This window comes from Actinomyces urogenitalis, assembly GCF_002861525.1.
Classification (GTDB): Bacteria; Actinomycetota; Actinomycetes; order Actinomycetales; family Actinomycetaceae; genus Actinomyces; species Actinomyces urogenitalis.
On sequence record NZ_PKHA01000004.1, the window covers coordinates 1 to 20,312 of the forward strand.

The 20,312-nt window shown below is 67.1% G+C and carries 16 protein-coding genes; 10 read left to right on the forward strand and 6 right to left on the reverse strand.

The annotated features are described in order from the left end of the window. The first annotated feature begins 293 nt into the window (after positions 1–293). The 9 genes from CYJ26_RS05030 (at position 294) to CYJ26_RS05065 (ending at position 11,527) form a co-directional block, all read left to right on the forward strand. The gene (locus CYJ26_RS05030; protein ID WP_145990765.1) at positions 294–1,124 is read left to right on the forward strand and encodes a hypothetical protein; all 831 of its coding nucleotides are present in this window, start codon (positions 294–296) and stop codon (positions 1,122–1,124) included. A gap of 4 nt (positions 1,125–1,128) precedes the next feature. Further along, positions 1,129–2,322, forward strand: a complete 1,194-nt coding sequence (locus CYJ26_RS05035; RefSeq protein ID WP_101638076.1) for a peptidoglycan-binding domain-containing protein — start codon at positions 1,129–1,131, stop codon at positions 2,320–2,322. After that, positions 2,306–2,467 (forward strand): hypothetical protein, encoded by a 162-nt coding sequence (locus tag CYJ26_RS10715; RefSeq protein ID WP_180950853.1) that lies wholly within the window; start codon positions 2,306–2,308, stop codon positions 2,465–2,467. The genes CYJ26_RS05035 and CYJ26_RS10715 overlap by 17 nt, the downstream gene beginning before the upstream one ends. Next, on the forward strand, positions 2,464–4,419 hold the full coding sequence (locus CYJ26_RS10720) for an ABC transporter ATP-binding protein/permease (protein ID WP_101638077.1): 1,956 nt from the start codon (positions 2,464–2,466) through the stop codon (positions 4,417–4,419). Before CYJ26_RS10715 ends, CYJ26_RS10720 begins: the two co-directional genes overlap by 4 nt. Positions 4,420–4,586: 167 nt before the next feature. After that, positions 4,587–5,522, forward strand: coding sequence for a sugar phosphate isomerase/epimerase family protein (locus CYJ26_RS05045; RefSeq protein WP_101638078.1), 936 nt, complete (start codon positions 4,587–4,589; stop codon positions 5,520–5,522). A gap of 111 nt (positions 5,523–5,633) precedes the next feature. Further along, complete coding sequence (locus CYJ26_RS05050) at positions 5,634–6,641, forward strand: Gfo/Idh/MocA family protein (RefSeq protein WP_101638079.1); 1,008 nt, start codon at positions 5,634–5,636, stop codon at positions 6,639–6,641. A gap of 92 nt (positions 6,642–6,733) precedes the next feature. Then, on the forward strand, positions 6,734–7,603 hold the full coding sequence (locus CYJ26_RS05055) for a sugar phosphate isomerase/epimerase family protein (RefSeq protein WP_101638080.1): 870 nt from the start codon (positions 6,734–6,736) through the stop codon (positions 7,601–7,603). A 176-nt stretch (positions 7,604–7,779) separates the two neighbouring features. Then, positions 7,780–9,363: an MFS transporter gene (locus CYJ26_RS05060; protein WP_006548477.1), complete on the forward strand. Its 1,584-nt coding sequence runs from the start codon at positions 7,780–7,782 to the stop codon at positions 9,361–9,363. 1,018 nt (positions 9,364–10,381) lie between these two features. After that, positions 10,382–11,527 carry a zinc-binding dehydrogenase gene (locus tag CYJ26_RS05065; RefSeq protein WP_101638081.1) on the forward strand — a complete coding sequence of 382 codons (1,146 nt, stop codon included), beginning with the start codon at positions 10,382–10,384 and terminating at the stop codon, positions 11,525–11,527. Positions 11,528–11,815: 288 nt separating this feature from the next. Here the strand turns inward: CYJ26_RS05065 and iolE are convergent, their stop codons facing one another. From iolE to CYJ26_RS05090, 5 genes are all read right to left on the reverse strand, one after another. After that, positions 11,816–12,742, reverse strand: a complete 927-nt coding sequence (gene iolE / locus CYJ26_RS05070; protein WP_101638082.1) for a myo-inosose-2 dehydratase — start codon at positions 12,740–12,742, stop codon at positions 11,816–11,818. 175 nt (positions 12,743–12,917) lie between these two features. Then, on the reverse strand, positions 12,918–14,576 hold the full coding sequence (locus CYJ26_RS05075; protein ID WP_006548481.1) for an MFS transporter: 1,659 nt from the start codon (positions 14,574–14,576) through the stop codon (positions 12,918–12,920). Between the two features lie 72 nt (positions 14,577–14,648). Then, positions 14,649–15,842 (reverse strand): Gfo/Idh/MocA family protein, encoded by a 1,194-nt coding sequence (locus CYJ26_RS05080; protein WP_034237071.1) that lies wholly within the window; start codon positions 15,840–15,842, stop codon positions 14,649–14,651. A 206-nt stretch (positions 15,843–16,048) separates the two neighbouring features. Continuing rightward, a complete protein-coding gene (locus CYJ26_RS05085) occupies positions 16,049–17,065 on the reverse strand; it encodes a LacI family DNA-binding transcriptional regulator (protein ID WP_006548484.1) in 1,017 nt (338 codons plus the stop codon). A 46-nt stretch (positions 17,066–17,111) separates the two neighbouring features. After that, entirely contained in the window at positions 17,112–17,849 is a 738-nt protein-coding gene (locus CYJ26_RS05090) for a sulfite exporter TauE/SafE family protein (RefSeq protein WP_006548485.1), read from the reverse strand. Positions 17,850–17,949: 100 nt separating this feature from the next. Between CYJ26_RS05090 and CYJ26_RS05095 the strand changes: the two genes are divergently transcribed. Then, the gene (locus CYJ26_RS05095; protein WP_006548486.1) at positions 17,950–19,302 is read left to right on the forward strand and encodes an MFS transporter; all 1,353 of its coding nucleotides are present in this window, start codon (positions 17,950–17,952) and stop codon (positions 19,300–19,302) included. 635 nt (positions 19,303–19,937) lie between these two features. On the opposite strand, the gene CYJ26_RS05100 is transcribed toward CYJ26_RS05095, so the two are convergent. Continuing rightward, on the reverse strand, positions 19,938–20,189 hold the full coding sequence (locus tag CYJ26_RS05100) for a mandelate racemase (protein ID WP_101638083.1): 252 nt from the start codon (positions 20,187–20,189) through the stop codon (positions 19,938–19,940). Between the last annotated feature and the right edge of the window lie 123 nt (positions 20,190–20,312).

Genomic DNA, 20,312 nt, shown 5'->3' on the forward strand with positions numbered 1-20,312 from the left:
AAGTAGGGTGGAGCACGTCGAGGTCTTTCGGGATGGCGAGCGTGAAGAACTTCCATCATCCGGGAGACCTCGACCCCTACCCGGCCACCGACGCGCTCAACCGACTACACCCTCGTTCGTGAAGAGCCGGTTTCCTCTGCTTATTTCACGAGCCAGCTTCCTGCTGGCGGGTGGTGCTGATGGGGCTCCGGTCGTGGTGCCCGAGGGTACTGGCCTTCGTGCTGCTCGCGGCGGGGTCGTCTGCCTGCGGTCCTGAGACGGCTGAGCGGGAGGTCGGTGCTGACGTCTCGTCCATGTCCCCTAGTGACATCTCCCCGGACGGAACGGTGTCGGTCTCGGGCTTGACGATCAAGGACTATGAGAAGGGGAGCCTGCCTTCCTATCCCTATGAGGGGGTTGACCCCAGGCTGTGGGGTTACGCCTATGACCTCCACGTGGCCTCGTGCATGGTGGACCGAGGTAGAGTGGCGCCACCGGTGCAGGAGTTTGACTGGAACGCCCCAGAGGCGGAGACGCTTTCTGGTGGATGGGGCCGACCCCGAACGGTTGACGAGGCAAGGCAGTACGGATACCACGCTGCCCCCTCAGAGCTCCGTGACTTTGTGATGGCGGCCGAAGCCTTCCTCGCCTCTCAGGGGGAGGCCTACCACGAGGACTTTGAGGACTGTAGACGCCGTGTGATGGAAGACCCCGTATTTGAGCGGGCCGGCCAGGCTATGAAATACATGCCGCAGGCGTCTGGATTTGAGGAGAATCCTGCGCTCAAGGAGGCGATGGCTGCATGGCGTGAGTGCATGGCTCCGCTGGGGATTCCGGACCTGCCTGAGGACCGTCCGGGCCCTGCTCCGTCGGTGATGGAGCGTTTTGGCCTGGGCGGGGCTGATAACGCTCGGTATGCCGACCTGTCGACTCTGACGGAGGAGGAGGTCGAGATCGCGGTCCATGAGGCGCAGTGCACCGAGAACAGCGGCTATGACCGGCTGGCCTACGGCCTGACGTGGGAGGCCGATGACAGCTACCTTGCGGACCATGCCCCTGAGTTCGCGGCTGTTCTGGAAGAGATCCGCGAGCAGGAGCAGACGCTGAAGGACTACATCAACGCCCATCGCAGCGTGGTGGATTGAGAAGATGACGTTCCCTGGACCCTCTGATCCCATGGACACGCAGGAGGCTGACGCCCCTCGCCCGCAGCGACGCCGTCGGCTCGTCCTCCTGGCCGTCGTCGTCACCGTCGCAGTGGTCGCCGGGACCTGGTGGCTGGCGCGCAGCGTCCAGTCCCCGGCCCAGCGTGACGCGGCCGCGGCACCGCCCACCGTCCAGCCGGTCACGGTGGCGGTGGCCAGCGGCGACCTGCACGATGAGATCACCGCCGCTGCCACGGTCGTGCAGACCGAGACCCAGACAGTGACCCTGCCTCTGGCGGACGGACGGAGTGTCGTCAGCCGCCAGCTGGTCGCGCCGGGCCAGCAGCTGCGCGCCGGTCAGGTCCTTCTTCACGTCAACGGCCGTCCGCTCATCGCGCTGCCCGGGGCCTTTCCCGCCTACCGGGACCTTGTCCAGGGCGACCAGGGCGACGACGTCGTCCAGCTTCAGCAGGCCCTGGCGAGCCTGGGCTACAACGTGCGGGCGGACGGCGACTTCGGAGCAGCCACCGCCAGCGCGCTGAGGAACCTATACACGGATCTTGGCTACTCCGTGCCCACGACCACCAGGCAAGCAGGAGGGACAGAAGGGGACGGGGCTGATGCCACGCAGCGGGGCATGTCCTCCTCGGGCCCCGGTGCCCAGGAGAGGAAGGACGCTCAGGCTGGGACGGCTACCCAGACGACGCTGCTCACGCTCCCCCAGGCCGAGGTCGTCTACGTCCCCAGTCTCGCCTCCTGCCCTGTCGTCACCGAGCTACCCGCCCAGGGGCAGGTCCTTGACGCTGCCACCGCCGTCATGACCGTGGCTGGCGGCGCGGCCCGCGTGGAGGCCCAGATGCCCAAGGGGACGGCTGACACCCTCAGCGTCGGGACCAGGGCGCGCGCGGTGAGCGCAGCGGGAGAGCTCTCCCTGGCCCTGTCCCAGACGCGTCTGGTGGAGCAGGACACCGCCAAGGGGAGTGAGGCCGGTGCTCAGCAGGCCGCCCCCCCCCAACGCCGGGGTGGGCGGCGCGATGGGCTCCTACCTAGGTGGCGCCCAGTCCGTCGCCGTCTTTACCCTGGAGGGCGGGGGAGAGCTGCCTGGGCCGGGGGAGGAGCTTGTGCTCACCATCGAGCGCACTCCCACGATCACCGGCGCCCTGCTTGTCCCCAAGCGTGCCGTGTCTACCGTCGCTGACGGGGCGCACACCGTCCTGGCCAGGCAGGAGGACGGCTCCTTCCTCACCGTCCCGGTGGCCCTCGAGGGGTGCGTGGGCGGGCAGTGCGCGATCACCGCCGACTCCCTCGCGGTGGGCGACCAGCTCCGGGTCGACCAGTCATGACCGAGCTCCGCCTGGAGGCGGTCAGCCGCACCTACCCCGGTGCTGTCCCCGTCAAGGCACTGCGTGAGGCGGAGCTGGTGATCCGGCAGGGTGACTTCGTGGCGATCGAGGGACCCTCCGGGGCGGGGAAGTCCACCCTGCTCAATGTCCTGGCCCTGCTGGACACCCCGACCGCAGGCCAGTACCTCATTGATGACGTGCCTGCCACTGACCTGGACGACGGCGAGGCCGCGCGCATGCGTGCCCGGACCTTCGGCTTCGTCTTCCAGTCCTTCCACCTCATCCCCCACCGCAGCGCCGTGGAGAACGTCATGCTCGGGCTGGCCTACCAGGGCGCCACCGTCGACCACGCCCGGCGGCGGGCGCTGAGGGCGCTGGACTTCGTGGGCCTGTCCCACCGCAGCCACATGCCGGTGGACCGTCTGTCCGGAGGCGAGCGCCAGCGCGTGGCGATCGCCAGGGCTATCAGCGGTGGCGCACCGGTGCTCCTGGCCGACGAGCCGACCGGCAACCTCGACTCCGCCTCCTCGCAGGCAGTGATGGACCTCCTCCAGGAGCTGAGCGGGGCCGGCACCACGGTCGTCGTCGTCACCCATGATCCGGCGGTGGCGGCGCGTGCGGACCGGCGCGTGCGGGTCGTTGACGGGCGGGTGAGTGAGGAGACCCGGCGCCTAGACCCCGGCTCCGCCCAGAGGCCGGGGCAGGTTGCCAGCCGTGAGGACGGTGACGGCCCCGCTGCTGCGGAGGCTGGCGCGCTCACTCGCCCCTCCACGGTGCGCTGGCGCATGATGCTGCATGACGTCGCGCGCACCCTGGACGCGGAGCCGGGGCGCACCCTCAGGCTCGTGTCGGTGGTGGTCGTGGCCGTCATGCTGTGCCTGACCATCATCGGCCTGGCCTACACGGCCCGCTACCAGGTCTCAGCCGCCTTTGACGCCCAGCGCAACCGCCGGGTCGCTGTCGGTGTCCAGGAGGACTCCCTGACCGGCGTCGGCCCGGCCCAGGTGGCGGCCGCTCCGGACCGGGAGGGGATGGCGCGTGTCGCCTCGGTCGCGGGTGTCGAGGAGGTCATGGCGCTCAGCGTCCATGAGGACCTGGAGGCGACGACGGATCCCAGCCTGCCGACCTCAAGCGTGAGGGCCTACGGGATCACCCCCGCCACCCCGGTCTCCCACCTCCTGGGTGTCCAGGAGCTGGCTCCCGGGGTCGACCTGTCCCGTGGGCTCGGCGAGGGACAGGTCCTCGTCGGCGCAGCCGCTGCCGCCTCCCTTGGGCTCGGCCCTGTACAGGCCTCACCGACGCTGTGGGTCGAGGGCGTCCCCTACGAGGTCGTCGGGATCATCTCGCAGGCGGGGCTGAGGGCGGAGATAATGAGCGCCGTCGTCATGAGCCAGGAGCAGCTCTCGGGGCTCTCACCCGCCCGTGAGGCGGGCGTGGAGATCTGGGTCCAGCCGGGGGCCGCCCAGGAGGTGGGCAAGGTCGCCGCCGTGGCCTGGCTGCCCGAGCTCGCTGAGCAGACCACGACGCTGGCGCCGCCGGACCCGCAGGCCATGCGTGAGGTCCTGGAGTCTGACGTGCGCAACATCCTGCTCACCCTCACTGCCGTCGCGGTGCTCGCGGGGCTGGCGACCCTGTCCAGCGCCATGAACACTGCTGTCCAGGCCCGCCACGGTGAGCTGGCGCTGCGCCGTGCCATCGGCGCCCGCCGGATCCACCTGCGCGTGCTCATCGCGGGGGAGTCCGTGCTCATCGGCCTGGTGGGCGGGTGCGTTGGCGTGGTCGGCTCGGTGCTGGTGATCCTTGGGGTGACCATCGCCCAGCGCTGGCAGCCGGTCATCGAGCCCCTCACCCTGCCCCTGGGGGTGCTGCTCGGCGTGGTCGCAGGTCTGTCGGCGGCGCTGCTGGCAGCCCGTCGGGCCAGCCGGATCGATCCGGCGGCGGCGCTGCGCTAGGTGAGGCCGGGGCCTGGTGGCGCAGCCTGCTCGTGCGTCGCGGCTGCGATCGGTCTTTCTCAATTTGTCTACACAAACGGGTGGCGTCTCGCCCAGCAGCGATGTATTCTCGATCATGTCCGAAACGATTCGGACATTCTGGCCCTCCACCTCAAGGAGCGACAACGATGTCACCGTCAAAGGCTGTCAACACTCTCGACCCCACGTACTCCCAGCTCACCATCGGCGTGTGCCCCGACCAGTGGGGCGTCTGGTTCCCGGACGACCCCAAGCAGATGAGCCCCCGCCAGGCCTGGGAGGAGATGGCTGAGGCCGGCTTCGAGGTGATCGAGACCGGGCCCTTCGGCTACTTCCCGACCGACCCCAAGGAGCTGCAGAAGTGGTGCGACGAGTACGGCATGCGCGTGGTCGCCGGCACCGGCTGGGGAGTCCTTCACAAGGCTGAGGCCTGGGAGACCACCCTCACGACCTTCCGTGCCATCGCCGAGACCCACGCCGCCGTCGGTGCCGAGTACATCGTCCACCTCCCCCCGCTGTACCGCGACGACAAGACCTGGGAGTGGACCGACGACCGAGTCCTGAGCGACGACGCCTGGAGGCTCTACATCGAGCACGCCAACGCCCTGGGGCAGATGCTGCTCGACGAGTACGGCCTCAAGATGGTCCTCCACCCCCACGGTGACTCCCACATCGAGACGCCCGAGGAGATCGCCCGTGTCCTCGACGCCACTGACCCGTCCTACGTCAACCTGTGCCTGGACTCCGGGCACGTCGTCTACGGCGGCGGTGACCCGATCGAGCTGTGCAAGAAGTACCCCGAGCGCATCGCCTACGTCCACATCAAGGCCTTCGACGAGGACATCACCCGCCAGGCCCACGAGAAGGACTGGCCCTTCGGTGAGGCCGTGACCAAGGGTGCTTCGGTGTGCCCGCCCAAGGGTCTGCCCGAGATGCACGCCTTCGTTGACGCCCTGGCTGCCCTCGACAAGCCGCTCTACGCGATCTGTGAGCAGGACTGCTACCCCTGCGACCCGTCCTTCCCCAAGCAGAACGCGATCAACATGCGTCAGTACCTGGCTGAGTGCGGCCTGGGTCTGGCCTGACCTCGGTCTGAACCTCTCCACCCCCCTGACTCGCTGTGGGCACCGCCGCGCTCCGTACGACGGTGCCCACAGCACCCCCACCACACCATGACTCAAGGAAGAGATACTGACATGACTGTTCGCATTGGACTCGTCGGCGCCGGCGGCATGGGCCGTGCACACCTTGCCCGCATCCACAATGACCTCGCGGGCGCCAAGATCACTGCTGTGGCCGACATCGTCCTGGACGCAGCCCGCTCGGCGGCCGAGCCCTACGGTGCCAAGGCTTATGACAACTCCGAGGCGCTGATCAACGACCCCGAGGTCGACGCCGTCGTCATCGCCACCTTCGGCAAGGTTCACGCTCCCGACGTCATCAAGTGCATCGAGGCAGGCAAGTACGTCCTGTGCGAGAAGCCGCTGGCAACCACTGCTGAGGACTGCCTGGCCATCATGGAGGCTGAGCAGAAGGCTGGCAAGAAGCTCGTCACTGTGGGCTTCATGCGTCGATTCGACGCCGCCTACAACGAGATGAAGGCTGTCCTGGACAAGGGGGACAACGGTGAGGCGCTGCTGGTTCACAACCGTCACCGCAACCCTTCGGTTCCCGAGTCCTACACCTCGCGCATGGCGATCGACGACACCGCCATCCACGAGATCGACACCATGCGCTGGCTGCTGGGAGAGGAGATCACCGAGGTCCGCGTTGACCGCCCGAAGCTGACCACCCGCCGCTTCGACCACCTCATTGACCCGGTCGTCGTGGTGATGCGCACGGAGTCCGGCGTCCTCATTGACGATGAGGTGAACGTCAACCTCGAGTACGGATACTCCATTGAGTGTGAGCTCGTGCTGGAGAACGCGGCTGTGCGCCTGGGGGACCAGGAGAAGATCTTCATCCGTGACATCCACGGTGACCGCAACGCCATGTGCCAGTCCCACATCGACCGCTTCCAGGCTGCTTTCAACACCGAGTTCCAGTCCTGGATCAACGCGGTGGCTGCTGGTGAGCACACCGGATCGACGTCCTGGGATGGCTACGCTGCCACCGCAGTCGTGGACGCAGCGGTGGAATCGCTTGAGAACGACGGCAAGGTTGTCAAGGTTGCGCTGGTGGAGCGCCCCGCCTTCTACGCGTGAGTTGTCCTGACACATTAAGTCTGGACATTTACCCCTTGTTAAGACATACTTGTCCTAGCGACGAGGATGTCGACGTCAGAGAGGAGGACCCAATGGCTGACATTGCCTTGGATCCGAACATGTATTACATGACGATGTCTACTCCGGACGCGCTGCGTAAGGCACGCGAGCTCGGCTTCGACTTCGTTGAGCTCTCCCCGAACCACGAGCTGCACCTGTGGCACCACTACCCCAAGGCCGACCGCGCCTTCCTCGATGAGATCCTCAAGGCGCAGAAGGACACCGGGGTCAGGGTCCGCACCCTCAACCCGGTGTTCAACTGGTCCTCGCCCGATGAGGCCGAGCGCCAGGCGCAGGTGCGCAACTGGCGCCGTCTACTGGAGATCGCTGACGCGCTTGACGTGCGCGACATTGTCTCGGAGTTCTCCGGCGACCGTAACCAGGCCAGCCGCTCTGAGCAGCAGTGGTACCGCTCGATGGAGGAGCTTGCTCCCGACTTTGAGCGTTACGGGATCCGCCTCAACATGGAGGCTCACCCCTATGACTTTGTTGAGCTCCATGATCGTGCTCTTGAACTGGTCCGCTCCATTGACAAGGACTGGATTGGCTATGAGTACTGCTGCCCGCACACCTTCCACCTGTCTGACGGTGCAGGTGACGTGGCGCGTATGATCCGCACGGCGGCGGAGGCTGGCAAGCTGCGTGAGGTTCACGTGGCTGACGGCTTCAACCACCGGGCCAACGACGGTAACCGCTACATCATCAACCCTCCGGGTGCTGACGTGACGGTTCACCAGCACAACGCCATCGGGCAGGGTGAGGTCCCCTGGGATCAGGTGTTCTCTACCCTGCGCGAGGTCGGATTCGACGGCGTGCTAAGCGTGTGCATCTTCGGATGGCACGAGTACGCCGACGACTACAACCGGGCTGCCCTGGCCCGGTTGAAGGAAGAACTCGGCTGATACCTGAGGGCGCCGGGAGGCGTGCGGCGTTATCGCGCCCTCTCGGCCGGTCTCCGAGTCCCTTCTTCCTCTCACTGGTTCCGTGGTGATGCGGGGCCACGCGACGCCGTCGGTCATACTGGCGGGTCATCCCTGACCTAGCGACGAGGCTAGGTCCTTCTCTCAAAGGAGAATCTGTGTCACACGCCCCTGTTACAGCGACTGACCTGTCGCGTGAGCGGCTGGAGGAGCTTGTCAAGACGACGCCTGCCTCCGGCAAGAAGCGCTCCCTTGGCCTGATCGCGCTGGTCGCGACCTTAGGCTCCCTGCTCTTCGGCTACGACACCGGTGTCATCTCTGGTGCTCTGCCGTACATGTACCTTCCTCACGCTGCCGGAGGCCTCGGCCTGACCACGGCCGAAGAGGGGTGGATTGGCGGCCTGCTATGCCTGGGTGCCGCGCTGGGTGCCTCGGTGGGCGGCAAGCTGAGCGACAAGTACGGTCGTCGTCACAACATCACGCTGCTGGCCATCATCTTCTTCTTCGGGGCCGTGGGCTGTGCCCTGAGCGTCAACATCTGGATGCTCTACGTCTTCCGGGTCATTCTTGGCTTCGCCGTCGGAGGCGCCTCGGCTACCGTCCCGGTCTTCCTCGGGGAGACCGCGCCCAAGCGCATCCGTGGCACCCTGGTGGCCCTGGACCAGATGATGATCGTCTTTGGTCAGTTCCTGGCCTTCTCCATGAACGCCGCCATCGCTCAGGTCAACGGCGGACCTCACGTCACGACGGCTGACGGGACCCTGGACTACACCACGAAGGTCGCCAACGACGTCGCCAACGGCCTGGCCGTCACCGGCGGAAACGGACACACCTGGCAGTGGATGCTCATCCTGGCCTCGCTGCCCGCCATCGCGCTGTGGGTCGGTATCCGCATGATGCCTGAGTCCTCACGATGGTACGTCGCCAACCTCCGGATCCCCGAGGCCATCGGCTCCCTCAAGCGCGTGCGTAACGAGGCCAAGGACGGCTCCATCGTCGACGAGATCGACGAGATGCTGGAGGTACGTCGCAAGGAGGCCAGTCAGGAGAAGTGGCGCCTGGGCCAGATCTGGAACACCAGGTGGACCCGTCACCTGCTGGTCATCGGTATCATCCTGGGCCTGGCTGACCAGGTCACCGGTATCAACACCGCCATGTACTACACGCCCAAGGTCCTGGCTGCCGCGGGCTTCCCGATGACGGACGCCATCTCCCTCAACGTGATCTCCGGTGGTATCTCCTTCATCGGCTCGGCCGTGGGGCTGTGGCTCGTCACCCGCTTCGCCCGCCGTCACGTGGGTATCTACCAGGAGGCCGGCATCGTGGTCTCCCTGGGCCTGCTGGCAGCCGTCTTCTACTTCCTCATCCAGCCCTACCAGAACGCGGACGGCGACATCTCCGGCGCCCCGGCCTTCGCCCCGATCCTCGTGCTCGTCATCGTCTGCCTGTTCGTCTTTGTCAAGCAGTCCGGTACGGTCACCTGGGTCCTGGTTGCCGAGATCTTCCCCTCGAAGATTCGTGGTACCGCGATGGGTCTGGCTGTCGGAGCACTGTGGATCGGCAACGCGCTTGTCTCCATCGTCTTCCCGATCATGATGAAGAACCTGGGCGGCGCAGGTACCTACCTGGTCTTCTGCCTGCTCAACGTCCTGTCTCTGCTCTTCTACATCAAGTTCGTTCCTGAGACGAAGTACCACTCTCTGGAGGAGCTCGAGGAGCGCTTCGAGAAGGAGTACAGCTGATCGACGGCACGTGTCCGGCGCTGACCTGAGGGTCGGCGCGGACCTCGCCTGAGACGGACACCTCGGCACCCCGACCGCACACGTGGTCGGGGCGCCGTCGTCTGTCGGGGCGATGATGAGCGTCTGGCGCGTCTGAGGGCGGGGCTGTTGGGGCCTGGGGGTGGTGCAAGGAGCCCGTCGTGCATGACACGGGCCCCGGTGGGGGAGAGGGCGGCGTACTTGTCCCCGGTGGCGGCGTGCCTGCGGGGCGGGGGCGTGGCTGCCTGGTGACGGCGTACTTCTAGTCGGTGGGGGCGTGGCTGTGCGTTGACGGCGTATCTGACGACGTTCTCAGATACGCCGTCAACGCACAGCCACGCCCCCAACAACCCCACGCACGCCCCCAACAACCCCACGCACGCCCCCAACAACCCCACGCACGCCCCCAACAACCCCACGCACGCCCCCAAGCAGCTGATGAGGGCTCCTTGGCGCGAGAGGGGCACTGGAGCCTGGGTGAGCCAGGAATGCATCACATGAGTCTCTGCGAGAGGAGTCGCCGGAGACGTCAGCCGCCCCTCTGCGCCGGCGTACCGTCGTGCCGGAGCCGGAAGGACCACGTGCTGACCGTCGCTCTCCTGGGTACAGGCTTGATCGGGCGTCCGCTCCGAGAACCTTGCCCCCAGACATCGCGTTCTTCACCGGCCTCGCCGCCGCCTTGGGCGACGGTTATGGGCTGGTCGGTCCCCACCTGCCCTCATCCGGGATCCCAGGTGCATGGCTCCTGCGCCGTCGCACAGACGCATGAGGATCAGGACGCCGGAGGTGACGCGGTGTCCTAGCCGAGCAGCAGTGAGGTGAGCGTGGCGACCAGAGCGACGAAGCCTACGGAACGCCGTTGACTCCGCGGCGGGGTGCGGACGGGAGGCTGCCGCACGAGATGTATTTATGTCCTGACAAAGATGTGTCGGTGGGGTAGTGTTGAGCACGAACGAGGACGCGGGAGCGCCCCAACCGCCCAGCCGAGAGAGACTGAACCATGACGAGCAACGAAGCACTCCAGATCCCCGAGACGATGCGTGCCGCGGTGCTGCGCGACCACGCCAAGGGTCTCGAGGTCGAGACGATCCCTACCCCCCGTCCCAAGAACGGCGAGGTCCTCATCAAGGTCGCGGCCTGCGGCCTGTGCCACTCTGACCTGCACGTGATCGGCGGCGCGATCGCCTTCCCGCTGCCCGCCGTCCTGGGGCACGAGGTCACCGGTACGATCGTCGAGGTCGGCCCCGGTAACGAGCACACCGGCCTCAAGGTCGGTCAGAACGTCGCGGGCGGCTTTCTCATGCCCTGCGGCCAGTGCGACGCCTGCGCCCGCGGCCATGACGAGCTGTGCGGCCCCTTCTTCGACCTCAACCGCCTCAAGGGTGTGCTCTACGACGGGACCACACGCCTGTCCAGCCTTGATGGCGAGCCCATCTACATGTACTCCATGGGCGGCCTGGCTGAGTACGCCGTCGTTCCTGCTACCGCGGTCGCCCCGGCCCCTGAGTCCATCGACCTCGTTCCCGCCGCCATCCTCGGTTGCGCTGCCATGACCGGTTACGGCGCGGTGCGCCGCGGCGCGGACCTGCGCTTCGGTGAGACCGTCGCCGTCGTGGCCACCGGTGGTGTGGGCACCAACATCGTCCAGATCGCGGCCGCCATGGGCGCCTCGCAGGTCATCGCTATCGACGTCTCCGACGAGAAGCTGGCGCCGATGTTCGGCTACGGCGCGACCGCCGTGGTCAACTCCGTGACGCAGGACGCCCGCGAGGAGGTCTTCCGGCTCACCGGCGGCAAGGGTGTGGACGTGTCCTTCGAGGCCCTGGGGATCCCGGCCACCTGGAAGACGGCGCTCAACGTCCTGTCCGACGGCGGTCGTATGGTTCCGATCGGCCTGGGCGCCGGTGTCCAGACCGCTGAGGTGGAGATCAACCGTACCGTGCGTCGCTCCCAGTCGATCCTGGGCTCCTACGGTGCCCGTACCCGTCAGGACCTGCCGGCCGTGGTCGACCTGGCCGCGCGCGGCATCATCAACTACAAGGACGTCGTCTCCCGTCGCTTCCCGCTCGAGGAGGCAGGAGCCGGCTACGAGGCGCTGCGCAACCGTGAGGTCCAGGGCCGCGCCGTCGTCGACATGAGCCTGTGAGCGCTCAGCAGGCTTGAGCACCTGAGCTGAGCCGCGCACACGTCAGGGGCGCCCGCCACCGAGGAGGTGGCGGGCGCCCCTGACGTTGTCATGATGTGGCGCAGTTTGGCACGGTGACGTGGTGCTCCGGTACGGGCGAGGGGAGTGTTGGATGAGGCGCTGGCAGCGCGTGAGTGCTCAGCCAGATCACACAAAGACCGGTGGGCCACTATGTCCGAATGGAATAGTGACCCACCGGTTCAGAGCCAAGCAGACTCAGCGTTTCGCTAGCGCCCGGGCATCACATGCTCACAGAGTGAACAGCGTGGACTCGATGTACGTGCGTGCCTTCTCGCCGTACTCGTGCGGGTTGGCCACAGCCGGGTCCTGCTCAGCCTCGACCAGGATCCACTTGTCGTAGCCGTGGTCGATGAGGAACTTGTAAGGCTCGGTAAAGTCGATCATGCCGTCGCCGGGGACGGTGAACATACCGTTGAGGAAGGAGTCGAGGAAGGAGCGCTCAAGCTTCTTGGACTCTTCCATCTTCTCCGGACGCACATCCTTGAAGTGGACGTGCTTGATGCGGTCGATGGTGGCCTCAAGCAGACCCATGACGTCGCCGTCGCCGACGAAAGCGTGACCAGTGTCGAACAGGAGGGAGACCTTGGACGGGTCGGTCATCTCCATGAGACGGATGGTCTCCTCCTTGGTCTGGACCACCGTGCCCAGGTGGTGGTGGTAGACCAGCTCAAGGCCGTGCTCGTGGGCGATGTCGCCCAGACGGTTGAGGCCCTCGGCCAGCACCGGCCACTCCTCGTCCTTGAGCACGGGCTTGTTGGTGAAGATGCAGATGTCGCGGTCGCCCTGCACCGATCCAGTCTGCTCGGAGACCACGATGCGGGTGGCGCCCAGGTACTGCAGGTACTCACAGTTGGCAGTGAACTCAGGGATGACGGCGTCAATGCCATCACGCACGATGAAGGACGAGAACCACTGCGCCACGATCTTGATGCCGCGGGCGTCAGCGCGCTCCTTTGTCTCCTCCTTGCTGGGGTACCAGCCGGCGACCTCGGTGCCGAGGTAGCCCAGGTCGGCAAGGTCGAGCAGCTCGTCCTCGAGGGTGTTGTAGGCGCCGACCTCCTTGACATCGTCGTTGCGCCAGGCGATGGGGTGCATACCCCATGAGATGCCGTGCGGGTCATTGATGGCAGTGGCAGGGGCGAGGCGGAATGCCATGTCAATCTCCTTTGATAGAGGCTAGATGAGGGTGGCCCATGGGCCGGTCGGAAGAGGGGTCGATGGTGCGCTCGCTCTTCCGGTTGCTCACGCGAGTTATCTTATTTGTCCGAACGAATCGCGGTCAATGACAACGAGTGTCACTCGGCGATACCTCGCCTGAGGGATGCATATGTCAGGAGTAACGCTCTTCCATGTCGTGCTCAACCTGCTCAAGGGATCGTCCCGACGTTTCAGGCATGATCTTGAACAGGATGACGGCGACGATGAGGTTGAGCACACCGTAGAGCGCGTAGGTCAGACCACCGCCAAGAGATTCCATCATGGGCGGGAATGTCCAGGTGATGATCGCGTTGGCGATCCACATGCAGAAGATGGCAGTGCCGTTCATGACGCCGCGAACGTTGGCGGGGAAGATCTCACCCATCATGGTCCACACCACGGTTCCGTTGGAGGACTGGACGATGAGCATGAACACGGCCATCAGGCCCAGGATGAGGTAGGCGGTCCAGGCAGGCGGCGTGGTGCCGGCGGACATGTGCGGGGCGATGGCCAGCTGGAAGGTTGCGGCGATGCCGAGCAGGCACAGGCCCACACCGGTGACGTCGGCGATGAGGATCTGACGACGGCGGAAGCGCATGATGAGCCAGATACCCAGAGCGGAGCCAACCACGCTCATCACGCCGTTGGCGACCTGTGCCGTGATGGATGCGGAGGTGGACATGCCGGCGTACTCCAGCACCTTGGGGGCGTAGTACATGACCGTGTTGACGCCGGTGGTCTGGTTAATGACAGCGAGGAAAATTCCAACTAGCAGAAGCCTACGCAGCCACGGGGTAGACCAGACATAGCCCAGTCCCTTGGCCCGCTGCTGCTCGAGCAATTCATGCTGGCGAGACTCTGCCATCTCCATGAGCTCGTCCTCGAGCGGGCCGTCCTTGCCGGGCTCGCGCACCCGCTTGAGGGAGGCAATGGCGTCATACAGGCGCTCCTTGGCGATGTACCAGCGAGAAGACTCGGGCATGAGGCGGATACCGATCCACAGTGCGATGGCGGGAATCGAGCAGAGCACCAGCATGTAGCGCCAGGCCTCGCCGTTACCGGAAGTGATGGTGAGCTGGTCGAGGAAAGCGTGGAACTGCTCGCTGGTCATCGATCCACCCTTGGATGTTTGCAGGGCGGTGAGGGTGTCGTAGGAGTACGCCCCAGGCTCAAAGAGGCCGGAAGGATCAGCCTCGATGGTGAGCTGGGGGCCACCCTTGGCCGTGTTGATGATTGCATTCATGGTGAATGCGAGCAGCTGGCCGGTGACGATCATGAGCTGGTCGATGGCGACGATCGAACCGCGGATGCGCTTGGGCGCGGTCTCTGCCAGATACACCGGCACGGTAGCGCTGGCGCCACCCACGGCCAGGCCGAGGATGACGCGGAACGGGTACATCACCCATACGTTGGGAGCGAAGGTAGTCCCTAGAGCGCCAACGAGGAAGATGATGGCGAGCAAGGTGATGTTGTGGCGGCGACCGTAACGGTCGGACAGCCGTCCACCGAACAGCGCGCCAAGTGCCGCACCGATGAGCAGGGTTCCGCCGATCGCTCCCTCTTCGAGGCTGGTCAGCTGCAGGCCCTTGGCGGCGTCGGGCATGTACATGTACGGCAGGGCGCCGGAGATGACTCCGGTGTCGTAGCCGAACAGGAGGGAGCCGAGCGTGGCGACGGCGGCGATGGAGAGGATGCCTCTGTGCTTGCCGGAGGCGGGTGTGTGGCTGACGGCCTGCGCCATCTGCTCGCGGGTGATCCCCTTCAAGGAGATCCGTTGAGCGCTGGTGGTCATGCCTTGTCCTTTCTGAATATCTGAGGCTCGGCGTCGTTGTCCGGCCTTGAGAAGGCGGGAAAAATGGGGTGCTCAGGCGTCAAAGGTGGTGTTGCCCTGGACTCGGGGAACGTCATGCCACTGGCCGTCGGCTGCGGAGGCGACGACGGCCTCGTCGACCTCGGCGGCGCACCAGGCGTCAGCGGCCGAGGGCGCCAGCTGCTCACCGGTGAGGACGGACTTGAGGAACTGGGCGGCCTCGATGGACTTCATGTCGTCAAAGCCCATCGAGGTGCCGATGGCGGGCTGGTAACGGCTCCAGTCGCCCCAGGCCGGGCCGGCCATGGCGCGGGTGTAGCCGTGGGTGGGGCCGCCGTCGACGGTGGTGCACACCTCGAGCTCGTTGAGACGCTCGAAGTTCCAGCGGGCCGAGCCGTTGGTGCCGTAGACCTCGACGACGTACTCGGCGCGCGGGCCCACGCTGACGCGCGAGGACTCCATGGTGCCGATGACGCCGCCGTCGAAACGGACCAGCATGGAGACGTAGTCCTCGTTCTCGACCGGGCCGCGCTCGTCGCCGATCTCGAAGCCGGAGTGCCCGAAGCCCAACTTGGTGGGGATGGGACGCTCGGTGATGAAGGTGTCGGTGGCGGCGGTGACCGAGGCGATACGACCGACGACGTACTGGGCCAGGTCGGCGCCGTGGCTCATGAGGTCGGGAACGACGCCGGCACCGGCCTTCTCGCGCGAGGCGCGCCAGGTCAGGGGCCCCAGGGGGGAGGAGTTGTAGTCGGCGATGAGCCACACGCGCACGTTGGTGATGCGGCCGAGCTTGCCGGTGCGCACGAGCTCGCGCATGTACTCGATGGCGGGGGTGTGGCGGTAGTTGAAGCCGACGGCGGTGACCAGGCCGGCCTTCTCGGCGGCCTGGGCCACGGTGCGGGCCTGCTCGGCGCTGACTCCCATGGGCTTCTCGATCCAGAAGGGCTTGCCGGCCTCGATGGCGGCCAGGGCGATCTCGGCGTGGAGGAAGTTGGGGGAGCAGATCGAGACGACGTCGATCTCGGGGTCGGCCAGCAGCTCGTGGTAGTCGGCGTAGGCGCGCTCGAAGCCGAGGTCCTCGACGGCGGCGCGCTGGACCTCCTCGATGGGGTCGGCGGCGGCGACCAGGCGGGCCTCGACGCCGAGCTCGGGGAAGCGCTCGGAGACCGAGCGGTAGGAGCGGGCGTGCAGGCGCCCCATCCATCCGAGGGAGATAACGCCGACGCCGATCGTCTTCTTTGCCATGGTGAGTGAGCTCCTTCGTGCCGTCATTGGCGTGTGTGGGAGTGTGGTGGGCACGCGCCCCGTCGTTGGTAACGCGCGTCACCACTTTGTACAGACAAAATTAGCAGCGTGCACCTGGGTGCGCAAGAGGTGGTGTGAGAACCGACCTGGTCAGGTCGCGCGTTCCGCCTGCCCGCCAGGGCGCCGACGAGGAGGACAGGGGTGGCTCAGCCCTCAGAAAGAGGCTGTGAGGAGTCGCGGACCACCAGTCTCGCCCCCACGACCCGGTGCACCGGGGCCTGCGTGGGCTCCTGAAGAAGGAGGGACACGCACTGAGCCGCCAGCAGGTCCGGTGACTGGTCGATGCTGGTGAGGCGGAACTCGGGGCGGTCGGCCCACGGGGAGTTGTCGTAGGACACCAGCGCGACGTCACGCCCTGGGCGCAGGCCTGAGGCCAGCAGGGCCGTGTGCAGGTCAAGCGCCAGGACGTCGTTGTACGCCACCGCGCCAAAGCGCCCTGCCGTGCGCGAGCGCGCCGCAGCCAGGGCGGGCGTGGCGCCGTCGTCGCAGACCACCGCCTGGAAGCGCATGCCGAGACGCTTCGCGGCCAGGCGGCACGCCTCGCGACGCTCGTCGACCAGCGTCTCGTGCATCGATCCTGACGGGCTGAAGAACACCGTCTCGGACACGCCCTGGCTCGCGAGGTGATCAGCGATCTGCGCGGCGGCGTCGTCCTCGTCGAGCCGGACGACGTTGAGCGTGTCGGTGTCCAGGCGGCGGTCCATGACGACCAGGGGGAGCTGGGCGGACAGCTCACGCAGCTCCGTCAGTGACAGGGAGGTGCCGGGCAGGATGAGGCCCTCGGGCCGCATGGACAGCACGTCGTCGATCGTGGATCGCTCCACCTGGTCCGTCAGGTCCGAGACGAAGGAGGCCAGGATGTAGCCGGCCTGTGAGGCGTGGCGCCGCAGGGCCCGCAGCAGCAGGTCGAAGAAAGGGTTGTCGAGGTAGGGCACGATCACCGCCAGGCGTCGCGAGCGACGGGAGGCGAGCTCGGTGGCCGCGTTGTTCGGCCGGTAGCGCAGGGTGCGGGCCGCCTCCAGGATCCGCTGGCGGGTCTTGTCCGACATGCGGCCCCCGCCCTTGAGGGCCAGGGAGACCAGGCCACGAGAGACCTTCGCCAGGTCGGCGACGTCCTGCTGGGTGGCAGGCGCTCGGCGAGCAGTGGGAGCGGCCTCAGGCACGGGAACCTCCGAGGGGTGGCGGGTGTGCTCCTCAGGATAGGGCGGATCACACGAGCAGGTAGATCGCCGAGCCGATCGTCAGCAGCGTGACCAGGGGGTTGAAGACCTTCTCGTTCATCCGGGTGGCCAGGGAGCGGCCGGCAAAGGCGGAGACGATGACCACCGGGACCAGGACGGCGTCCGTCGCCAGGGTGCTGACGTGGATGATCCCCAGGCCGATCGAGAAGGGGAGCTTGACCAGGTTGACCAGGAAGAAGAACCAGGCGGTCGTGCCCAGGAAGGTGGAGATCGAGAAGCGTGAGGCCAGGAAGTACATCGTGGTCACCGGGCCCCCGGCGTTGGCGGCCATCGTCGTGAACCCTGCCAGGGTGCCGTAGACCGCGCGTCCGGCGCGCCCCTGGACCTGCGGCGGCCTGGGCAGGCGCATGAGCAGCAGGGTGACGGCGATCAGGGCCAGGAGCAGCACGCCGATGAACCGCTGCGTCGCGCCGTCGGAGGCCACGTGCAGGAAGGCGGCCCCCAGCACCACGCCAGCCAGCACACCAGGAACCAGGCGCCGCAGCGTCGGCCAGTCGGCGTCGCGGCGGTACATCCAGATCGCCAGGACGTCGCCGACCAGGAGGAGGACGAGCATGGTGCCCGTGGAGGCCTTGGCGGGCAGCACGGCGGCGAACAGTGCGACGGCAAGGGTCGCGGCTCCGGGCAGCGCGGTCTTGGAGACCCCGATCGCCGCTGCCGCGATGACGAGGACCACCCAGGTCGAGGTAGACAGCATTGTCAGCACAAAGGCATCCTAGTGTCACGGACGGACGATTCGCACCTGCTCTGAGGACCTGCGTCGTCGGAGTCCGGGCCCCGACCCTACCGGTGACAGGAGACGGTCGATGAAGATCGCACGAAGCTCAGCGCAGCGCCGTCTGCGCCTCCTGCTGGCGTGCACCGGCGTGGCTACCGGCGGTGCCTGGGGCTCGGTGGCGCTCGCCCTCGCTCACGACCACGCCAGCGCCTCGCTGCTGCAAGGACAGGCGGCGACGGCGGAGACGGTGAGGATCATCGTCCTTCTGGCTGCGCTGCCGCTGGGCGCACTGGTCGGGGCGCTGCCCCTGGACCTGGTCTCCCACGCGCTGGGACGACGGCCGGCGACGTTGGTGTGTGCCACCTTGGTCATGGTCGGAGCCGTGGTCGGGGCCGTGAGCGCCGCCGTGGCCTCCACCTGGGGGCAGTCGGTCGGGGCGCTGGTCACGGGTCTGGGTGTCGGCGGCTTCACCATCGTGACGCCCAAGCTGGCTCACGAGCTGGCCGAGCGCGGGCACCGCAGGCTCGTTCCCCGTCTTGCTGCCTCGCTGCCAGCAGGAGCGGGCCTGGCGCTGCTTGCCGGTGAGGCCGGTGAGCTGCTCCTGCCGGGCCAGGCCCTGGTGCTCGGGTGGCTGGCCCCCTTGACCTCCGGCGTCCTGGTCGTCCTGGTCGCCACCAGCCTGCCTGAGACGCCTCACTGGTACGTCGCCCACGGCAAGGTCGAGGCCGCTCACGCTGCCCTGCGCCGGATGACCGATCCGCTCGAGGCCGCGGTCGGGATCGACTGGGTGATGATGGACGCCGGGATGCTCGGTGAGCAGAAGGCGCTGAGCGCGAGCGACCTGCGCGTGGACCGGGTGCGCCGGACCGTCGTGGTCGGTGCGGTGCTTGAGCTGGTCCAGGGGCTGCCGCTGGGGCTGACGGCGATCTGCCTGACGCCGGCGGCCCTGGCGCTTCGTGCAGGAGGGTGTGCGCCGGTGTGGGGTGTCGCCGCGCTGGCGTGCGCGTGGATGGTGCTGGGGATCGTCGCCAGGCGCCGTCGTCCCGAGCACATGCTGCTGGCCTGGGTGCTGGCTGGTACCGGGATGGCGGCCTGCGGCCTGGTGCTCCTGACGCTGCTGGGGCGCATGGGCCTGGCTGGGGACCAGTGGGTGCTGGTGGTGGTGTCCACGATCCTCGTCGCCGCCCACTACGTGCTTATCGCCCCGGCCTGCACCGGCGGCACCGATCCGCTGGTGCCGCCCTGGCTGCTGCGCTCCCAGCGTCGCGCTGAGGCCGTCAACCGCCCGCTTGTCCAGCTCGTGTCAGTCCTGTGCCCGACGCTCATGCTCGCGCTGGGGGTGAGTGGCCCGGTCGTCCTCGGGGTGTGCCTGGGGCTGCAGCTGACAAGTCTGCTGCTCGTGCTGCTCGCGCTGCCGCGGCTGGCTACGGCGCTGCGCTGAGGAGGGGGCGCGGCGGCGCCGCGGCTGGCAGTGGGTATTGCGTGCTGCTGAGGCTGTGGCGGTGGTTGTGGTGCTGGTAGGGGGTGTGGCGGTGGTTGCAGTGCCGGGGTGAAGACGGTGTTGACAGCAATGAGGGTGACGGTGCTCTTGGCGGCGTGCCTGCGTGCTGTGAAAGCGTGCCTGTGCGCTGTGGGCGTGTCCTACGACGTCGTCACGCACGCCCTCGTCGTGGAGGCACGCCCCGTCATTGGGAAGCCACGCCGCCACAACACGCAGGCACGCCGCTATGTGGTGCGTAGGCCTCACGGGGGTGGCCGGGCTTTGGTGGCCGGGCTTTGGTGGCCGGGCTTGGCAATACGTGCCTTGGTGATCGAGCCGTGGCGCACGAGCCTGGCGCACAGGCTTTTGGGAGGGTCGGGCCTAGGCAGTGGGCCTGGGGGCTTGAGCACGTCCCAGCCGGACGCGGCCCGGACACGACAAGAGCGCCGACCCTCGTTGGGCGGCGCTCGCGGTGCTGACGTGACCTCGTGGTGGCCTGACGGTGTCGGGCGTCCCGGTCTACGTCGCTGCGCGGGCTTCGCTGGCCGCGCAGCTCAGGAAAGCCCGGGGGGCTTCCCGGACCTTTTCGGGGAGCCTCAGGCGCTCATCAGGTTGATGCCGGTGTAGGTGCCCACGAAGGCCGCGATCGAGCCGGTGACGCCCGAGGCGATGAGCAGCGGGGCGGAGGCGGTGAGAGCGCCGACGGCAGCCATGACGACGATGACGGCGGCAATGATGGCCATACCGATCTTGAAGGTGAGCAGGTCGGCAGCCTTGACCTCAGCCTCGGAGGAGGCGGTGGACTCAGGGGTGGTGACAACGACCTGGTCGATGACGGGAGCGATCATGGTGGTGTTCCTTTCGGTTCCGCTGTGCGGAACCGTGAAGGAGGCCCCGCACGGCTGTGTGCCCGACCGGTCTGGTCGGATCCGACCCCGGTGGGCCGGTGGCTTCAGCATAGACAGGTCGTC